Genomic DNA, 15,278 nt, shown 5'->3' on the forward strand with positions numbered 1-15,278 from the left:
TGCGGCCAGTGCGGGTGGCACACGCTGACCTCGACCCTAGGGACGGGTGGTTTCTCTGGCGTGACTCATTTGTTTCGCACAAGTTAACCGGCTCCCGCTCCACCCTAGCCCGGACACACCCCGCCGTGCCCTGGGCATTTGCGGGCGCAGTACCGTGGACGGGTGGACAACAGGCAAGCACTCGGATCGTGGCTTTCCGGGCCCCGCGCGGCCGCGGAAGAGGCCGGTGTCGACTTCGGATACCGGGGTGAGCAACTCGGTCTGCCCGAGGAAGGGCCCGGTTCGGTCGCCCGCCCGGGCCGCCGGCTGGTCGCCCTCGCCGTCGACTGGGGCCTGTGCCTCCTGATCGCATACGGTCTCGTCACCCAGAGCTACAACGAGGCGGCCCAGATCTGGGCGCCGCTCATCATGTTCGTGCTGATGGTCCTCACGCTCGGCACGGTCGGCTTCACCCCGGGCAAGCGCCTCCTCGGCCTGCGGGTGCTGGCCCTGGAAACCGGCCGGGTCAGCCCGTGGCGCGCCGCGCTGCGTACGGTCCTGCTCTTCCTCGCGATCCCGGCCCTGATCTGGGACCGCGACGGCCGCGGGCTGCACGACCGGATGGCGGGCACGGTCGAGATCCGCATCTGACCCCGACCGCGACAGGAACCCCCGACCGCGACAGGAACCGGGAACGAGGGGCCAGGAACCGAGAACGAGGGGCGCCCGGATCGATCCGGGCGCCCCTCGTCCATGTCGGGTGCGGGGTGTCAGCGCGCCTTCGGCCCGCCCTTGGGCAGCCGCATGCCCTTCGGCATCGGCCCCTTCGGCAGCGGCATGTTGCTCATCAGGTCACCCAGGGCGCGCAGCCGGTCGTTGGTGGACGTCACCTGCGGGCCGGTCAGCACGCGCGGGAGCTTCAGCATGGTGGTCCGCAGCTTCTTCAGCTCGACCTGACCCTCACCCGTGCCCACGAGCAGGTCGTGCACCGGGACGTCCGCCACGATGCGGTTCATCTTCCGCTTCTCGGCGGCCACCAGAGTCTTCACCCGGTTCGGGTTGCCCTCGGCGATCAGCACGATGCCGGCCTTGCCGACCGCGCGGTGCACCACGTCCTGGTTGCGGTTCATCGCCACCGCCGGGGTCGTCGTCCAGCCACGGCCGATGTTGTCCAGCACCGCCGCGGCGGCACCGGGCTGTCCCTCCATCTGCCCGAAGGCGGCCCGCTCGGCCCGGCGCCCGAACACGATCGCCGACGCGAGGAAGGCGAGCAGGAGGCCCAGGATGCCGAGATAGATGGGGTGACCGATCAAGAAACCGATCGCGAGGAAGACACCGAAGGTGACGATTCCGACTGCCGCGAGTACAAGACCGATCTTCTTGTCGGCCCTGCGGGTCATCTTGTAGGTCAGAGCGATCTGCTTCAGTCGCCCGGGGTTCGCAGCGTCCGCTGCGGGTTCCTTCCTCGCCATGCCACGAAGTCTACGTGGCCCCACAAGCGCCGACGACGGCAGTGCCCGTCGGGGGGCCCGGAGGAGGGCCGGGGGTCAGGGGCGGACGGACAGGGACTGCTCGATGACGCGCTGCGCCTCGACCCGGTCCTTGGCGCGACGACGGTCCTCCAGCACGGAGGTCCAGGCGTTGCGGCGGGCGGTGCGCTGACCGCTGCTCATCAGCAGTGACTCCACGGCGCGCAGGGCGGTCGTGAAGGACGGAATCGCGGTGGCGCGGACGGGCGGCGCGGCCTGCATGGGTGAGGTCCCCCCTCGGGTACGGGTGTACGTGCTGTGAGTTCAGCGTCACTGATTGGTGTTACCAGGGCGTGACCGGCCGGTCAAACACCCATGAAGCCCCGGCGCGCAGGGGTGGAACGCCGACGCGGTCCTGACATGTGCCCTCATCTGCGAGGACGGTCAGGACCGCGTCAAATCGGTCACTACCGGCGAGTAGTCTCTTGTGCGCGAATTCACACGCTTGTCCCGCCCCCGCGTGGGCAGGGGTGGTGACGTCCGTCAGACGGCCTGTGCCGCGACGTGCCCGTCCTCCCGACGCGGAGCGGCCGAATGACGCTGCTCCATGGCCATCCCGTAGAGCCGCCCGGCGCGGTACGAGGAGCGCACCAGCGGCCCGGACATCACGCCGGAGAAGCCGATCTGCTCGGCCTCCTCCTTCAACTCGACGAACTCCTGCGGCTTGACCCAGCGCTCCACCGGGTGATGACGCACGGAGGGCCGCAGGTACTGCGTGATGGTGACCAGCTCGCAGCCCGCCTCGTGCAGCTGCTTCAACGCGTCGCTGACCTCCTCGCGGGTCTCGCCCATGCCGAGGATCAGGTTCGACTTGGTGACCAGCCCGTAGTCGCGGGCCTCGGTGATCACCTTCAGGGAGCGCTCGTAGCGGAAGCCGGGGCGGATGCGCTTGAAGATCCGCGGGACCGTCTCGACGTTGTGCGCGAAGACCTCGGGCCGGGAGGAGAAGACCTCCGCCAGCTGCTCGGGGATCGCGTTGAAGTCCGGGGCCAGCAGCTCGACCTTCGTCCGGCCGGCCTCGCGGCCCGCGGTCTGCCGGTGGATCTGGCGCACGGTCTCGGCGTACAGCCAGGCGCCGCCGTCCTCCAGGTCGTCGCGGGCGACGCCGGTGATCGTGGCGTAGTTCAGGTCCATCGTGACCACGGACTCGCCGACGCGGCGGGGCTCGTCGCGGTCGAGCGCCTCGGGCTTGCCCGTGTCGATCTGGCAGAAGTCACAGCGCCGGGTGCACTGGTCGCCGCCGATGAGGAAGGTCGCCTCGCGGTCCTCCCAGCACTCGTAGATGTTGGGGCAGCCGGCTTCCTGGCAGACCGTGTGCAGGCCCTCGCTCTTCACGAGCTTCTGCATCGCGGTGTACTCGGGGCCCATTTTCGCCCGGGTCTTGATCCACTCGGGCTTGCGCTCGATGGGGGTCTGGCTGTTGCGGACCTCCAGGCGCAGCATCTTGCGTCCGTCGGGTGCGACTGCGGACACGACCGGCTCCCTAGCGATTGATTCTTCGGCGTCCTCAAGGGTACGCCCGTTGATTTGAATGCCTGTGTGGCGCTACCCCTCCAGCTCCGCCACGGGCCGTTTTATGCCGCCGGCGTCTTCTCGGTCTCGCGCGGCTTCGGCTCCGCGTGCTCCAGGACCTCCCGCAGATGGCGTTCGACCACCGGCAGGACCTCCTCGATCGTCACGTCCCGGCCGAGCTCGCCGGCCAGCGAGGCGACGCCCGCGTCGCGGATGCCGCACGGGATGATCCGGTCGAACCACTTGTTGTCGGGGTTCACGTTGAGCGCGAAGCCGTGCATCGTGACGCCCTTGGCCACCCGGATGCCGATCGCGGCGATCTTGCGGTCCTCGCGGCGCTGGCCCGCGTTGGACGGCGCGTACTCGGGGCCGTTCATGCGCGGGTCGAACTCCTCGTCGTGCAGCCGGGGGTCGAAGTCCAGCGACAGTCCGCCGAGCGCGGGGCGCCGCTCGACCGGGTCGCCCAGGATCCACACGCCGCTGCGGCCCTCGACCCGGCTCGTCTCCAGGCCGAACTCGGCGCAGACGCGGATCAGGGCCTCTTCGAGGCGGCGCACGTGCGCCACGACGTCGACCGGGCGCGGGAGCTTCTGGATCGGGTAACCCACCAGCTGGCCGGGGCCGTGCCAGGTGATCTTGCCGCCGCGGTCCACGTCGATGACCGGCGTGCCGTCGAGGGGCCGTTCGTCGTCCGCCGTGCGCCGCCCGGCCGTGTAGACCGGCGGGTGCTCCAGGAGCAGTACGGTGTCGGGGACCTCGTCCGCGAAGCGCGCCGCGTGCACCCGGCGCTGCTCGTCCCACGCCTCCTGGTACTCGACGGCCTCGTCACCGAACCCCATGCGGACGAACCGCAACTCACTCACGGCAAGCGCCTCCCTCGGACGGTGTGTAAGGCACGTATCGCGCCCAAGCCACTGTACGTCCGGTCCGGACGCGTCAGTCCCGGGACCAATCCTCACACGATCGGATGAATGTCCGGCAAAATATGTGATGGGGTGCTTACTCTCCGCTACATTCGCGCCGTTCGGCAAGGCATAAGGCCTGCTCACAGGCAATCCCGCGCACCTCACGAAGGCCGTAAGGCAGGAGACCGCACCGCAGATGACGGAACGACCCGCGCAGCGCACCCCCAACCGACAGCTCGCCGCGCTCATCGCAGAAGCGGGGTTCTCCAACGCGGGACTCGCCCGTCGCGTGGACCAGCTCGGTCTTGAACACGGGCTCGACCTCAGATACGACAAGACCTCCGTCACCAGGTGGCTGCGCGGTCAGCAGCCCCGTGGCACCACCCCCGCCCTGATCGCCGAGGTCTTCACCCGGCGCCTCGGCCGCCGCCTCACCGCCCAGGACCTCGGCCTGGACGCCTGCGCCCCCGTCTACGCGGGGCTGGAGTTCGCCGCCACCCCCGAGGAGGCCGTCGACATCGTCAGCGGGCTGTGGCGCAAGGACTCCGGCAGCCACGCCGAGCTCCGCAAAATCGCCTTCACCCCGGCCGGGCTCGTGGTGCCCAGCCGCGACTGGCTGATCGGCCGCGCCGACGAGAAGGTCGCCCGGGGCGAGCCGGCCGCCGCCCGCATCCCGGCGCAGGGCCGCCCCCTCCTGCGCCCCACGGCCACGCCGGAGCAGGGCGTGCCGCCCCTGCCCCGCCAGCGCGGCCAGGCCGAACGCGGCCCCGGCCAGAAGGTCACCGCCGGCGACATCGCCGCCCTGCGCTCGGTCGGGGAGCTGTTCCGCACCCTCGACGACGCCTACGGCGGCGGCCACGCCCGCCAGGCCCTCGTGCGCTACCTGGAGCACGAGTGCGAGCCCATGCTGCGCGGCACCTACGGGGAGCAGACCGGCCGCCGGCTGTTCGCGGCCGCCGCGGACCTGACCCGGCTCGCGGGCTGGACGTCGTACGACATCGCCGCGCACGGTCTGGCCCAGCGCTACTTCGTGCAGGCGCTGCGGCTCGCCCAGGCGGCCGGGGACCGGACGTACGGCGCGTATGTGCTGGTCACCATGAGCCGCCAGGCCGTCTACCTCGGGCACGGGCGGGAGGCCGTCCAGCTCGCCCGGGTGGCGCAGCAGGGCGTCGGCACCTCCGGGCCGCCCGTCGTCCAGGCCCTGCTGCACGCCTCCGAGGCGCGTGGACACGGGGTGCTCGGCGAGGTCAGGGCCTGCACCGCGGCCCTGGTCCGCGCCGAACGCGCCCTGGAGACGGCCCGGCCCGGCGACGACGTGCCGCACTGGGCGAGGTTCTTCGACGAGGCACAACTCGCCGACGAGTTCGGCCACTGCCACCGCGACCTCCAGCAGTTCCGCGCCGCGGCCCAGCACGCGGAACGTTCCCTGCAGCTCCGGGCCCCGTCCTACGCCCGCAGCCGCCTCTTCTGCCGGATCGTCCTGGCCACCGCCCGCCTGGGCCTCGGTGAACTCGACCAGGCCTGCCAGCTCGCCGCGGAAGCGGCCGGCCAGGCGGCCGAGATGCGCTCGGTACGGGCGATGGAGTACGTGAGGGACTTCGAGCGGCGGCTGGAGCCGTACAAGGACGCGGCCCCGGTGCGCACGTACCGGGACAAGGTGGCGGCCCTCGGGTAGAAGGGCTCAGGGGCGCGGGGCACCGCGCGCACCACCACGATGCACCCGCACCCGACGTGCCGGCCAGTGCCGCGGCAGGCAACGTTCGCCCCGTCGCGGCGTCCGGCACGCTCCCCCGTTCTCGGCTTCGCTCGAACGGGAGGGGCCCCCACCGCCGCACCGGCCGAAAGCCCAAGACGTCCAGGACGAGGACTTCCGGCCGGCCGAGAGCACGCACCGGACGCCGCTCCTCCATGGGCGAACGTCGCCCACCGCGGCACTAGGCAGCCCGCGGCACAGCCGGCAGCGGGTCGGCAGCGTGCATCGACCGCCCCGCCCCCAAGTCCGTCAGAATCGCCGCCGACGCCCGGTGCCCGGAGTGCAAAGCACCCTGGACCGTACTGGTGTCCCGGTGATCCCCGCACACGTACAGGCCCGCAAGCAAGCGCACCGGTCGCCGCAGGTCGTGCGGCGGCCGCATCGCCGGCACCGCCTCGGCCGTGTGGTGCACGGCCAGCGTCTCCCACCGGGCCGTCGACACCCCGTACAGCCGCGCCAGATGCATCCGCACCGCCGTGTCGACGTCCCCCGGCGGCCGTCCCAGCACCGTCGAGGACACCAGCGCCCGTCCCGCCGGCGCCCGGGACGGATCGACCCGGCTGATCACCGCCGTATGCGCGACCGGCCCGCCCAGGTCCGCGTCGAGCAGCAGCGACGCCTCCGTCTCGGGCGGCTCGTCGGTCGTGTGGTGCACCACCGTCACCGGATGGAACTCCGGCACCCGAAGGCCCGGCAACAGCTCCGCCGCGGCCCGGGCGTCCGTCGCCACCAGCACCGCCCGGCACCGGATCTCGCCGTGCTCGGCGGTCGTCACCGAGGTCGTCGAGACGGAGGTGACGCGCACGCCGGTGTGCACCGTGCCCGGCGGCAGCGTGCGCGCGAGCAGCTCCGGCAGGGCCTCGGCACCGCCCTCCGGCAGGCACAGCCGGCCCCGGGCGAAGGAACGCAGCGCGAGGTCCGCGCACCGGCTGGACGTCGTCAGGCCCGGGTCGCACAGCAGGGCGGCGAGCAGCGGACGCAGAAAGCCGTCGATCGTACGGGCGGGCAGCCCGCGTGCCGCCAGGGCCTCACCGGCGGGCAACTCCGGCCGGGCCAGCAGCCGTTCGGCGGGTGTGCCCGCCAGCCGGGTCAGGGCGGCACCCAGCCGGGCCTGGTCGACCGCCGTACCGAGCGGGGCACCGGACCGGCTCCGGGGGACGGAGACCTGCCGTCCGGGCACGGCCACCGGCCGCCTGGGCGCGGACGGCGGCCGGGGAACAGCCGCCAGGGCGCGCACCGCGTGCAGTGCGCCCCGTGCGCCCCCCGCGCCCGGCTGGACGCCGGCCCGGTGGTGGCGTCCGTCGCCGTGCAGCAGGACGCCCGGCGCGAAGGGCCGCAGCACCAGCCCGTCGAGACCCGGCGTGCGTCGTAGTTCCGGATACGCCGTCGACAGCAACTGGCCGACCCGGTCGAGCCGGAAGCCGTCGACCTTCTCCGTCGCCATCCTGCCGCCGACCCCATGGGCGGCCTCCAGGACCATGGTCGTCACTCCTGCGCGGGTCAGCCGGTGCGCGGCCGAGAGTCCGGCGACCCCGGCCCCCACGACGACCACGTCCGCCTGGTACGCGGGCTCAAGCACGTGCCCCTCCTCGAGGTTGCGCGGGCGCTGGAGACGTCATGCCCTCAACAGGCCGCAGGGATACGCGAGTTCTGGTCGAGGGTAGGGCCGTGATCGGTCAGCGGGAGTCGCGCATGAACAGGGCACGGTCGCACGGCGGTCGCATACGGATGTCTCGTGGGCATGAAGTGGTCGCAGGAGGCTGGTGCGCGGCTCGAGGAGCTATCTCGGACCTGCCGGTCGGATCTCGGACAGACGGCCGGTCCGCGTCGCGAGGGCCCCTTGCGGCCGGGCCCGGAGACCGGTGGACCTCTCGCGGGACCGCGCAACACCTGACCGGGGGCCGTCAGAGCGCCGCCCGGATCGCTCCCTCGATCTCCGGGAACGCGAACCGGAAACCCGACTCCAGCAGGCGCGTGGGCAGCACCCGGGCGCTGCCGAGGACGTCCCCGGCCATCTCGCCGAGCACGCTCCGCAGGACGGGCGCGGGCACCGCGAACAGCGTCGGGCGATGCAGCACGCGTCCCATCGCCGCCGTGATCTCACCGTTCGTCAGGGGGTTCGGGACGGTGACGTTGAACGGCCCGGACAGGCCGTCGGTGTCGATGAGATGCCGGATCGCGGCGACCTCGTCGTGCAGGGCGATGTACGACCAGTACTGCCGCCCGTCGCCCATCCGTCCGCCCAGTCCCGCCCGGAACAGCGGGAAGAGCCGCTGCCAGGCTCCGCCCGCACGGGAGACGACCAGCCCGGTCCGTGTGAACACCGTGCGCACACCGGCCTCCTGGGCGGGTGCGGCGGCCCCCTCCCACTCCACGCACAGCTCGGGCAGGAAACCCACTCCCGGGGGCGCGCTCTCGTCCACCGCCCGCTCGCCGGTCTCGCCGTAGTAGCCGATGGCGCTGCCGTTCACGAAGACCCGCGGCCGGCTCGCGCCCTCCAGCGAGGCGATCGCCTCGGCGAGCGCCGCGGTGCCCTTCACCCGGCTGTCGCGGATCCGCCGCTTGTAGGCCTCCGTCCAGCGCCGGTTGCCGACGCCGGCCCCCGCGAGGTTCACCACCGCGTGGCACCCGGCGAGCCCGGCCGCGTCCACGTGCCCGCCCTCGGAGTCCCAGCGGATCTCTCCGGCCGCCCGGGGCGTGCCACGCACCAGGCGGCGCACCTCGTGTCCGTCGGCGGTCAGGGACCGCACCAGGGCACTGCCGATGAGGCCGGACGCACCCGCCACCGCCACTCTCGAACGCTCCATGAACCCATCCTGCCGGGTGGCTCCGTAAATCCCTTGCAAGGCCTCGATCCGCTCACCGTAGGGTGACGCCCATGCCCGAGCGCCCCGCACCGCGCATCCGCGCCGCCCGGCCCGAGGACGACGGCGAGCTGGCCCTGCTCGACCGGCTCACCTGGTCGCACCTGCACGCGGTGATGCCCGAGCCGCAGCCGCCGTACGCTCCCTTCTTCAGCGAGCGGCACAACCCCGGTGACTGTCTGGTCGCCGAGCTCGGCGACCGGCTCGCGGGCTATGTCCACCTCGGTTGCCCCACTCCGCTCGACTCGAACCGGCACGTCCTGCAGATCCAGGGACTCGCCGTCGCCGAGGAGGCACGCGGCCGGGGGGTCGGGCGGGCGCTGGTGCGTGCCGCCACCGACGAGGCCCGACGGCGCGGCGCACGCCGCATCACCCTGCGAGTCCTCGCGCACAACACCCCCGCCCGGGCCCTCTACGAGGCACAGGAGTTCGTGGTGGAGGGGATCCTGCCCGAGGAGTTCCTGCTCGACGGGAAGTACGTCGACGACGTGTTCATGGGGCGCTTCCTGTGAACACTTAGGGGGCTTCTGATGGATCTCCGCGGCGTCACGACGCCCGGCACGCACGCTCGCCGCACGCCGTGAACGGACAGGTGGCTCCGCCACATGACCGTTCACGGCGCACGCCGATCGCACGCACCGAACGCCGCTCCTTCTTCCACGTAGATCCATCAGAAGCCCCCTAGCCGTAGCCGCCCGCTTCGGCATCAGCATCGAGTTCGCGCGCTGGCGGATGAACGTGACGGTCTAGGCGGCCGGCTCGCCCGTGTCCACCGGTGCCGTGGCGCCCGCGGCGTCGCGCGCGTCGGAGGCGACCTCGTCCGCCGTCAGGACGTAGCCCGTCTCGGCGTCCGAGGTGGAGCGGGCGAAGACCACGCCGAACACCCGGCCGTCCGTCGTGAGCAGGGGGCCGCCGGAGTTGCCCGGGCGGACCGTGGAGCGGATCGAGTAGATCTCCCGGGTGGCCGTCCCGTCGTTGTAGATGTTCTGGCCCGTCGCCCGCACCCGGTTCGCGACCGTGGCCGCCTGGAGGTTCAGGTCGCCGTCCTGGGGATAGCCCGCGACGACCGCGGAGTCGCCGCGCTCGGCGTCGTCGTCGAACCGCAGCACGGGCGCCTCGAGACCCGGCACGTACAGCACGGCCACGTCCTTCCGCGGGTCGAAGAGCACCACGCGCGCCTCGTACGTCCGCCCGACACCGCCGATCTGCACGGTCGGCTCGTCGATGCCGGCCACCACATGGGCGTTGGTCATCACGCGCTCGCGCGCGTACACGAACCCGCTGCCCTCGCGGCCCTGAGTGCCCGCGACGCCCTCGACCTTCACCGTGCTCCGCTTGGCGGCCTCGGTGGCGGCGGCCGTGACACTGTCGCCGGTGGGCTTGGCGACCTCGGCCGTCGACTCGTTCTCGAAGGGATTGAAGACCTGCGGGAAGCCCGCCTGCGTGAGCGCGGACGTGGCCCCCGAGAACCAGGCCGGCGTCGTGTCCGGCATCGTCCGCTGCACCGCGCCGAGCAGCCGCGAGTCCCGGATCGCCGAGGTGACCAGCGGCGACGAGGACACGCCCAGGACACTCGCGACCACCCACGCCACGATCAGCACGGCCACCGAGTTGGCCACGGCCCCGCCGATCCCGTCCGCCACCCTGAGCGGTCCCCGGTCCAGCTCCCGCCGCAGCCGCAGCGCGAGGCGCCCCGCCAACTCGTGCCCCACCACCGCCGGGAGCAGCACCGTGAACACCGCCGTCACCGTCGCCCGCGTGGTGCCCGGCTCCACCAGGTCCATGACCCACGGCAGGATCCACACGCCGACGACCGCACCGCCCACGAAGCCCGCCAGCGACACGCAGCCGGCCACCAGGCCGCGCCGGTACCCGGACGCCGCGTAGGCCAGAACGACCAGCAACAGCAGGATGTCGAGCAGGTCCACGCACGCCGCCTTTCTCTCGGAACCCCTTAATACGCGGGGGGAGGGCCCGGTGATCAGTCACACGCGCACGGGATGATCGGAATCGGCCCGCGGACGTGCACACGGAGAAACGTCGCGGACCGTGACGATGGTTCCACCGGGTGGCACATCACACATCGCGGACGGACCGGATCAGGCCGACAGTGGGACCATGCGTGTCGTGCGAAGACGGCGTGGCGCACGCAGGCCTTCCGTCGCCGGGACACCCGGCACAGCCGGCCTGCCGCGCGCGGCCCGGGTGGTGCTCGGCTGCCTGCCGGGCCTCGCCGCCGCCGTGGCGCTGGTGCTGTGCGCCCACGGCGTCGAGAACGCCGCCGAGACCGGCTCCCGCGCCGGCACGGCCCGTTCCACCGCCGCGCCCCACACCGCTCCCCGCCCGCTCATCGTGCCCAGAGCGCGGTGGCTGGGCGACGCCGCCCGCGCGCAACCCCGCCCCCGCTACGACGACCGGGTCGCCGCCGTCTTCGTGCACCACACCGATTCGCCCAACGGCTACGACTGCGCCGACGCGCCCCGCATCATCCGGGGCCTGTACACCGGCCAGACCGGCACCCGCGACTGGGACGACATCGGCTACAACTTCGTCGTCGACCGCTGCGGCACCCTCTACGAGGGCCGCGCGGGGGGCGTGGAACGCGCGGTCACGGGCGCCCACACCCAGGGCTTCAACCACCGCACCGCAGGCATCGCGGCCCTCGGCACCTTCACCGAGGGCATGCCCGTGCCCCGGCCCATGATCCGCGCGATCGCCGCGCTGTCCGCCTGGAAGCTGGGCCTGACCGGCACCGACCCGCGCGCGGACGTCCGTCTGGTCTCCAGCAACGGCCTGAGCCGGTACGCGGCCGGCACCACCGTCCGCCTTCCCGCCCTCGCGGGTCACAGCGACGGCTATATGACCAGCTGCCCGGGCGCCGCCCTGCGCGCCCGCCTGCCCGAGATCAGACAGCTCGCCGCCCGCCTCCAGGGCCGGCCCGACGGTCCACGGGAAGGCCACAGCGAACGCACGGCGTCTTGAGATCCCGGCCCCCTGCGGTCATGCCCACAGGCAGCCGACTGGAGGTGGTGACCATGAACGACGGTCGTGGGAAAGCCCCGGCGGACGCGGGGAGCGCGAGTGTGCGGGCGGGGGCCGTGCGCGGCCCCTGGGCGGTGCTCTGCGCGGCCGTGACGGTCGTCCTGGGCCCGGCGGCGGTCACCGCGTCCGCCCTCGACCAGGCCAACACCGCTCCGCTGCACCACGCGGTGCAGGCCGGTCCGGTACACGCGTACCTCCCGTCCGACACCGGCCGCCGCCGCGTCGCCTGATCAGCCCCTGAAGCGCTGCCACAGCCGGGGGTAGCGCTCGGCGAGCAGCCCCTCGTTCTCGAAGTCGAGCGCGGTGCCCTCGGGTTCGGGGGGCGGCGGCGCGACCTCCAGGTCGGGGGCGACCACGCCGGTGAGCTGCTCGTAGGCCTCGTCCGCCGCGTAGCCGAGTTCCTCGCCGTCGCCGTCGATCTCCTCGTCGAAGTCGCCCAGCAGATCGGCGAGCGCGTCCGGGTCGTGCACGGCGCCCTCGAAGATCTCGCGGCCCTGCCCGATCAGCCAGCACCGGAAGAAGTCGAAGGCGTCGTCGCTCGCCCCGTCGAGCAGCACCCAGGCGGCGCCCCACAGGTCCCAGCGGTAGGCGCGGTTGTAGCGGGACTCGAAGTGCCGGGCGAAGTCCAGGACCGAGTCCGGATCCAGCTGGGCGAGCCGGTCCACGAGCAGGTCGGCCTGCTCCTCCGGGTCGCCCTCGGCGGCCTCCCGGGCATCGTCGATCAGCTCCCAGAACTCCGTCTCGTCCATCACGGGTCAAGCATCGGCCCTGGGACACACGGGCGCACCCGGAGTGCGCACGATCGTTATGCGCCGCCCTCGGGCCGGTAGAGCCGGACCAGCCGCGCCGCGTCCGCGGCGAACCGCTCGCGCAGGCTCTCCGGCGCCAGCACCTCCACCTCCGGACCGAGGGCCGCCAGCTGGGTGTGGGCCACCTCCTCGGACTCCACCGGCAGCGTCACGGTCACCCAGCCGTTCTCGTCCGGGGCGTCGGCGTCCGTCAGAGCCTCCCGGGCGGTCATCGCGTCGAGGGCGTACGGCAGGGCGCGCATACCGTCGGGGGACAGCCGCACCACGACCCGCGCCCGCAGGATGGACCGCGCGAACTGCTCGGCCCGCTCCTCCCAGAACGCGGGCAGGTCGAAGTCCGGCTCCCGCTCGAAGCGCTCCCCGTCCGTGTCCACCGCCGTGAACCGGTCGATCCGGTACACCCGGAAGGACGCGGACCCGGCCACCCGGGCGCACAGGTACCAGACGCCCGCCTTCAGCACGAGCCCGTACGGCTCCAGCTCCCGGACGATCTCGTCCTCCCCGCGCCGGTAGCGGGCGCCGATCCGCCGGTCGTCCCACACCGCGTCGGCGACGGCCGGCAGCAGCGCGGGCGTCTTCGGCTCCTTGAACCAGCTGGGCGCGTCCAGATGGAACCGCTGGGAGGCCGTCCGGGAGGCGTCCCGCAGGGAGGGCAGCAGCGCCGCCGACACCTTCAGCCGGGCCGCCGAGGCGGCGTCCTCCAGACCCATCTCGCGCAGCGCCCCGGGCACTCCGGACAGGAACAGTGCCTCGGCCTCGCCGCGGTGCAGGCCGGTCAGCCGCGTCCGGTACCCGCCGACGAGCCGGTAGCCGCCGGCCCGGCCCCGGTCCGCGTACACCGGCACGCCCGCCTCCGACAGCGCCTGGGCGTCCCGGGTGACCGTCCGCTCGGACACCTCCAGTTCACGGGCGAGCTCGGCGGCCGTCATGGAGGGCCGGGACTGGAGCAGCAGCACCATCTTGATCAGCCGGGCAGCACGCATGACCGCCATTGTGCCGGGCGTGCCACCCGCCTGGGTGTACACACGGTGTGATCATGCCGTCACCACTGTTAGCGTCGGTCGGAGTTCAGGATGCAGAGGTTCGGTGGATCAATCGGGACGTCCCTCGACGAGGACACACATGACGAAACAGCCTCGCGAACAATGGGCCACACGCACGGGATTCCTGCTGGCGGCGATCGGCTCCGCCATCGGGCTCGGCAACATCTGGCGCTTTCCCGCCGTCGCCTACGAGAACGGCGGCGGCGCCTTTCTCTTCCCCTATCTCATCGCCCTGCTCACCGCCGGTATCCCGCTGCTGATCATGGAATACGCGATCGGGCGCAGATACCGGACCTCGCCCCCGGCGGCGCTGCGGCAGATGGCGCGCCCGGCGGAGGTGATCGGGTGGTGGCAGGTGGCGATCTCCTTCGTGATCGCCACGTACTACGCGGTCATCATCGCCTGGGCGGTCCGTTACATCGGCTTCTCCGCCGACCAGGCCTGGGGCGACGACCCGGAGGGCTTCCTCTTCGGCAGCTTCCTCAAGGCGTCCGAGACGCCGGGCTTCGTCTCCGGCTACGTCTCCGGGGTGCTGTGGCCGCTCATCGCCGTCTGGATCGTGGTGCTGGGCATCCTGGCGTTCGGCATCCGGCGCGGCATCGAGAAGGCCAACAAGATCTTCATCCCGCTGCTGGTGGTCTTCTTCGTCGTCCTGGTGATCCGGGCCCTCACCCTGGACGGTGCGGCGCAGGGGCTGGACGCCTTCTTCCGCCCCGACTGGTCGGAGCTGACCAACGGCAGCGTCTGGGTGGCCGCCTACGGCCAGATCTTCTTCTCGCTGTCGATCGGCTTCGGCATCATGATCACCTACGCTTCCTATCTGCGGCGCCGCTCCGATCTCACCGGCTCCGCCCTGGTCGCCGGGTTCGCCAACAGCTCCTTCGAGATCCTCGCCGGCATCGGCGTGTTCGCCACGCTGGGCTTCATGGCGCAGGCCGCGGGGGTGCCGGTCGGCGACGTGGCGACCGCGGGGCTCGGGCTGGCGTTCGTCGCCTTCCCGACGATCATCTCCGAGATGTGGCTGGGCGGCGCCTTCGGCGTGCTGTTCTTCGTGTCCCTGGTGATCGCGGGCCTGTCCTCGCTGATCTCGATCGTCCAGGTGGTGGTCTCCGCGGTGCAGGACCGCACCGGCATGCGCCGCGTCCCCGCCGTGTTGGGCGTGGGCGGCGCCGTGGCGGTGGCCTCCATCCTGCTGTTCCCGACCAACGAGGGCGTCTACCTGCTCGACGCCTCCGACCACTTCATCAACCAGTACGGCATCGCGATGGCCGCGCTGGTCGGGGTGATCGCGGTGGCCTGGTTCATGCGCAAGCTGCCCGAACTGCAACGCGACGCCGACGCCACCTCCGCCGTGCGGCTCGGCCACTGGTGGCGGATCTGCCTCGGTGTCATCACCCCGCTGGTGCTGGGCTGGATGATGGTCGACAGCCTGCGCTCGGAGTTCGACGAGAACTACGAGGGCTATCCCACCGACTTCCTGCTGGGAGCGGGCTGGAGCGTGGCGATCGCGGCGCTGGTGGTCGGCGTGCTGCTCTCCCTCATCCCGTGGAAGGCGGCCGAGGGCGGGCTGAGCGACTTGGACATGGAGTCCCTCGACGAGGCCGAGGGCCACCGAAAGGGCAAGCGGCCCGGAGAGGAGGACCGCTGATGTCCGGCGGCGCCATCATCATGATGATCATCGCGATCCTCATCGTCTGGGGCGGCCTGGGGCTGGCCATCGTCCAGCTCCGCCGCCACCCCGACCCCGGACCGGACGCCGAGGAGGCGACGGTCCCGCACACCGAGTAGCGTCCGGGCGGTACCACGGAAGCGGCCGTCGGCCTCCCGAACCACGGGAGGCCG

Annotated in this window: 16 protein-coding genes; 7 read left to right on the forward strand and 9 right to left on the reverse strand. The window is 72.3% G+C overall.

Annotated elements, in window-relative coordinates:
• The first annotated feature begins 162 nt into the window (after positions 1-162).
• On the forward strand, positions 163-630 hold the full coding sequence (locus ABTX62_RS11155) for an RDD family protein (protein WP_352115898.1): 468 nt from the start codon (positions 163-165) through the stop codon (positions 628-630).
• 119 nt (positions 631-749) lie between these two features.
• Here ABTX62_RS11155 and ABTX62_RS11160 read toward each other — a convergent pair whose 3' ends face one another.
• The 4 genes from ABTX62_RS11160 to lipB form a co-directional block, all read right to left on the reverse strand.
• Positions 750-1,451: a DUF4191 domain-containing protein gene (locus ABTX62_RS11160; protein ID WP_283969566.1), complete on the reverse strand. Its 702-nt coding sequence runs from the start codon at positions 1,449-1,451 to the stop codon at positions 750-752.
• A gap of 75 nt (positions 1,452-1,526) precedes the next feature.
• Entirely contained in the window at positions 1,527-1,730 is a 204-nt protein-coding gene (locus tag ABTX62_RS11165; protein ID WP_352115899.1) for an SCO2195 family GlnR-regulated protein, read from the reverse strand.
• Between the two features lie 261 nt (positions 1,731-1,991).
• On the reverse strand, positions 1,992-2,981 hold the full coding sequence (lipA, locus tag ABTX62_RS11170; RefSeq protein ID WP_352115900.1) for a lipoyl synthase: 990 nt from the start codon (positions 2,979-2,981) through the stop codon (positions 1,992-1,994).
• A gap of 101 nt (positions 2,982-3,082) precedes the next feature.
• Positions 3,083-3,883: a lipoyl(octanoyl) transferase LipB gene (gene lipB / locus ABTX62_RS11175; protein WP_352115901.1), complete on the reverse strand. Its 801-nt coding sequence runs from the start codon at positions 3,881-3,883 to the stop codon at positions 3,083-3,085.
• Between the two features lie 238 nt (positions 3,884-4,121).
• Here lipB and ABTX62_RS11180 point away from each other — a divergent pair, with 238 nt between their 5' ends.
• Positions 4,122-5,600: an NsdA family TPR-like regulatory protein gene (locus ABTX62_RS11180; RefSeq protein ID WP_352115902.1), complete on the forward strand. Its 1,479-nt coding sequence runs from the start codon at positions 4,122-4,124 to the stop codon at positions 5,598-5,600.
• A gap of 259 nt (positions 5,601-5,859) precedes the next feature.
• Here ABTX62_RS11180 and ABTX62_RS11185 read toward each other — a convergent pair whose 3' ends face one another.
• The gene (locus tag ABTX62_RS11185; protein ID WP_352115903.1) at positions 5,860-7,257 is read right to left on the reverse strand and encodes an NAD(P)/FAD-dependent oxidoreductase; all 1,398 of its coding nucleotides are present in this window, start codon (positions 7,255-7,257) and stop codon (positions 5,860-5,862) included.
• A 325-nt stretch (positions 7,258-7,582) separates the two neighbouring features.
• Positions 7,583-8,485, reverse strand: a complete 903-nt coding sequence (locus tag ABTX62_RS11190) for a TIGR01777 family oxidoreductase (RefSeq protein ID WP_352115904.1) — start codon at positions 8,483-8,485, stop codon at positions 7,583-7,585.
• A gap of 71 nt (positions 8,486-8,556) precedes the next feature.
• Here ABTX62_RS11190 and ABTX62_RS11195 point away from each other — a divergent pair, with 71 nt between their 5' ends.
• Positions 8,557-9,054, forward strand: a complete 498-nt coding sequence (locus ABTX62_RS11195; RefSeq protein ID WP_352115905.1) for a GNAT family N-acetyltransferase — start codon at positions 8,557-8,559, stop codon at positions 9,052-9,054.
• 234 nt (positions 9,055-9,288) lie between these two features.
• On the opposite strand, the gene ABTX62_RS11200 is transcribed toward ABTX62_RS11195, so the two are convergent.
• Positions 9,289-10,470 (reverse strand): MarP family serine protease, encoded by a 1,182-nt coding sequence (locus ABTX62_RS11200; RefSeq protein WP_352115906.1) that lies wholly within the window; start codon positions 10,468-10,470, stop codon positions 9,289-9,291.
• A gap of 277 nt (positions 10,471-10,747) precedes the next feature.
• Between ABTX62_RS11200 and ABTX62_RS11205 the strand changes: the two genes are divergently transcribed.
• Both ABTX62_RS11205 and ABTX62_RS11210 read left to right on the forward strand, forming a co-directional pair.
• Positions 10,748-11,524, forward strand: coding sequence for a peptidoglycan recognition protein family protein (locus tag ABTX62_RS11205; protein ID WP_352115952.1), 777 nt, complete (start codon positions 10,748-10,750; stop codon positions 11,522-11,524).
• Between the two features lie 53 nt (positions 11,525-11,577).
• Positions 11,578-11,814: a hypothetical protein gene (locus ABTX62_RS11210; protein WP_352115907.1), complete on the forward strand. Its 237-nt coding sequence runs from the start codon at positions 11,578-11,580 to the stop codon at positions 11,812-11,814.
• On the opposite strand, the gene ABTX62_RS11215 is transcribed toward ABTX62_RS11210, so the two are convergent.
• Both ABTX62_RS11215 and ABTX62_RS11220 read right to left on the reverse strand, forming a co-directional pair.
• Entirely contained in the window at positions 11,815-12,333 is a 519-nt protein-coding gene (locus tag ABTX62_RS11215; protein WP_352115953.1) for a DUF4240 domain-containing protein, read from the reverse strand.
• Positions 12,334-12,389: 56 nt separating this feature from the next.
• Positions 12,390-13,376: a helix-turn-helix transcriptional regulator gene (locus ABTX62_RS11220; protein WP_352115908.1), complete on the reverse strand. Its 987-nt coding sequence runs from the start codon at positions 13,374-13,376 to the stop codon at positions 12,390-12,392.
• A 139-nt stretch (positions 13,377-13,515) separates the two neighbouring features.
• Between ABTX62_RS11220 and ABTX62_RS11225 the strand changes: the two genes are divergently transcribed.
• Together ABTX62_RS11225 and ABTX62_RS11230 are read left to right on the forward strand one after the other, a co-directional pair.
• On the forward strand, positions 13,516-15,084 hold the full coding sequence (locus tag ABTX62_RS11225; RefSeq protein ID WP_352115909.1) for a sodium-dependent transporter: 1,569 nt from the start codon (positions 13,516-13,518) through the stop codon (positions 15,082-15,084).
• On the forward strand, positions 15,084-15,224 hold the full coding sequence (locus ABTX62_RS11230; RefSeq protein ID WP_352115910.1) for a methionine/alanine import family NSS transporter small subunit: 141 nt from the start codon (positions 15,084-15,086) through the stop codon (positions 15,222-15,224). Before ABTX62_RS11225 ends, ABTX62_RS11230 begins: the two co-directional genes overlap by 1 nt.
• Positions 15,225-15,278: the final 54 nt, after the last annotated feature.

This window comes from Streptomyces sp. NPDC096046 (genome assembly GCF_040303285.1).
GTDB lineage: Bacteria > Actinomycetota > Actinomycetes > Streptomycetales > Streptomycetaceae > Streptomyces.

What these genes read in the sequence shown, in the direction of transcription:
- ABTX62_RS11225 (WP_352115909.1), top strand. Translation starts at nt 13,516, where the DNA reads ATGACGAAACAGCCTCGCGAACAATGGGCCACACGCACGGGATTCCTG.
- ABTX62_RS11165 (WP_352115899.1), bottom strand. Translation starts at nt 1,730, where the DNA reads ATGCAGGCCGCGCCGCCCGTCCGCGCCACCGCGATTCCGTCCTTCACG.
- ABTX62_RS11215 (WP_352115953.1), bottom strand. Translation starts at nt 12,333, where the DNA reads ATGGACGAGACGGAGTTCTGGGAGCTGATCGACGATGCCCGGGAGGCC.
- ABTX62_RS11190 (WP_352115904.1), bottom strand. Translation starts at nt 8,485, where the DNA reads ATGGAGCGTTCGAGAGTGGCGGTGGCGGGTGCGTCCGGCCTCATCGGC.
- ABTX62_RS11160 (WP_283969566.1), bottom strand. Translation starts at nt 1,451, where the DNA reads ATGGCGAGGAAGGAACCCGCAGCGGACGCTGCGAACCCCGGGCGACTG.
- ABTX62_RS11195 (WP_352115905.1), top strand. Translation starts at nt 8,557, where the DNA reads ATGCCCGAGCGCCCCGCACCGCGCATCCGCGCCGCCCGGCCCGAGGAC.
- ABTX62_RS11210 (WP_352115907.1), top strand. Translation starts at nt 11,578, where the DNA reads ATGAACGACGGTCGTGGGAAAGCCCCGGCGGACGCGGGGAGCGCGAGT.
- ABTX62_RS11220 (WP_352115908.1), bottom strand. Translation starts at nt 13,376, where the DNA reads ATGCGTGCTGCCCGGCTGATCAAGATGGTGCTGCTGCTCCAGTCCCGG.
- ABTX62_RS11180 (WP_352115902.1), top strand. Translation starts at nt 4,122, where the DNA reads ATGACGGAACGACCCGCGCAGCGCACCCCCAACCGACAGCTCGCCGCG.
- ABTX62_RS11230 (WP_352115910.1), top strand. Translation starts at nt 15,084, where the DNA reads ATGTCCGGCGGCGCCATCATCATGATGATCATCGCGATCCTCATCGTC.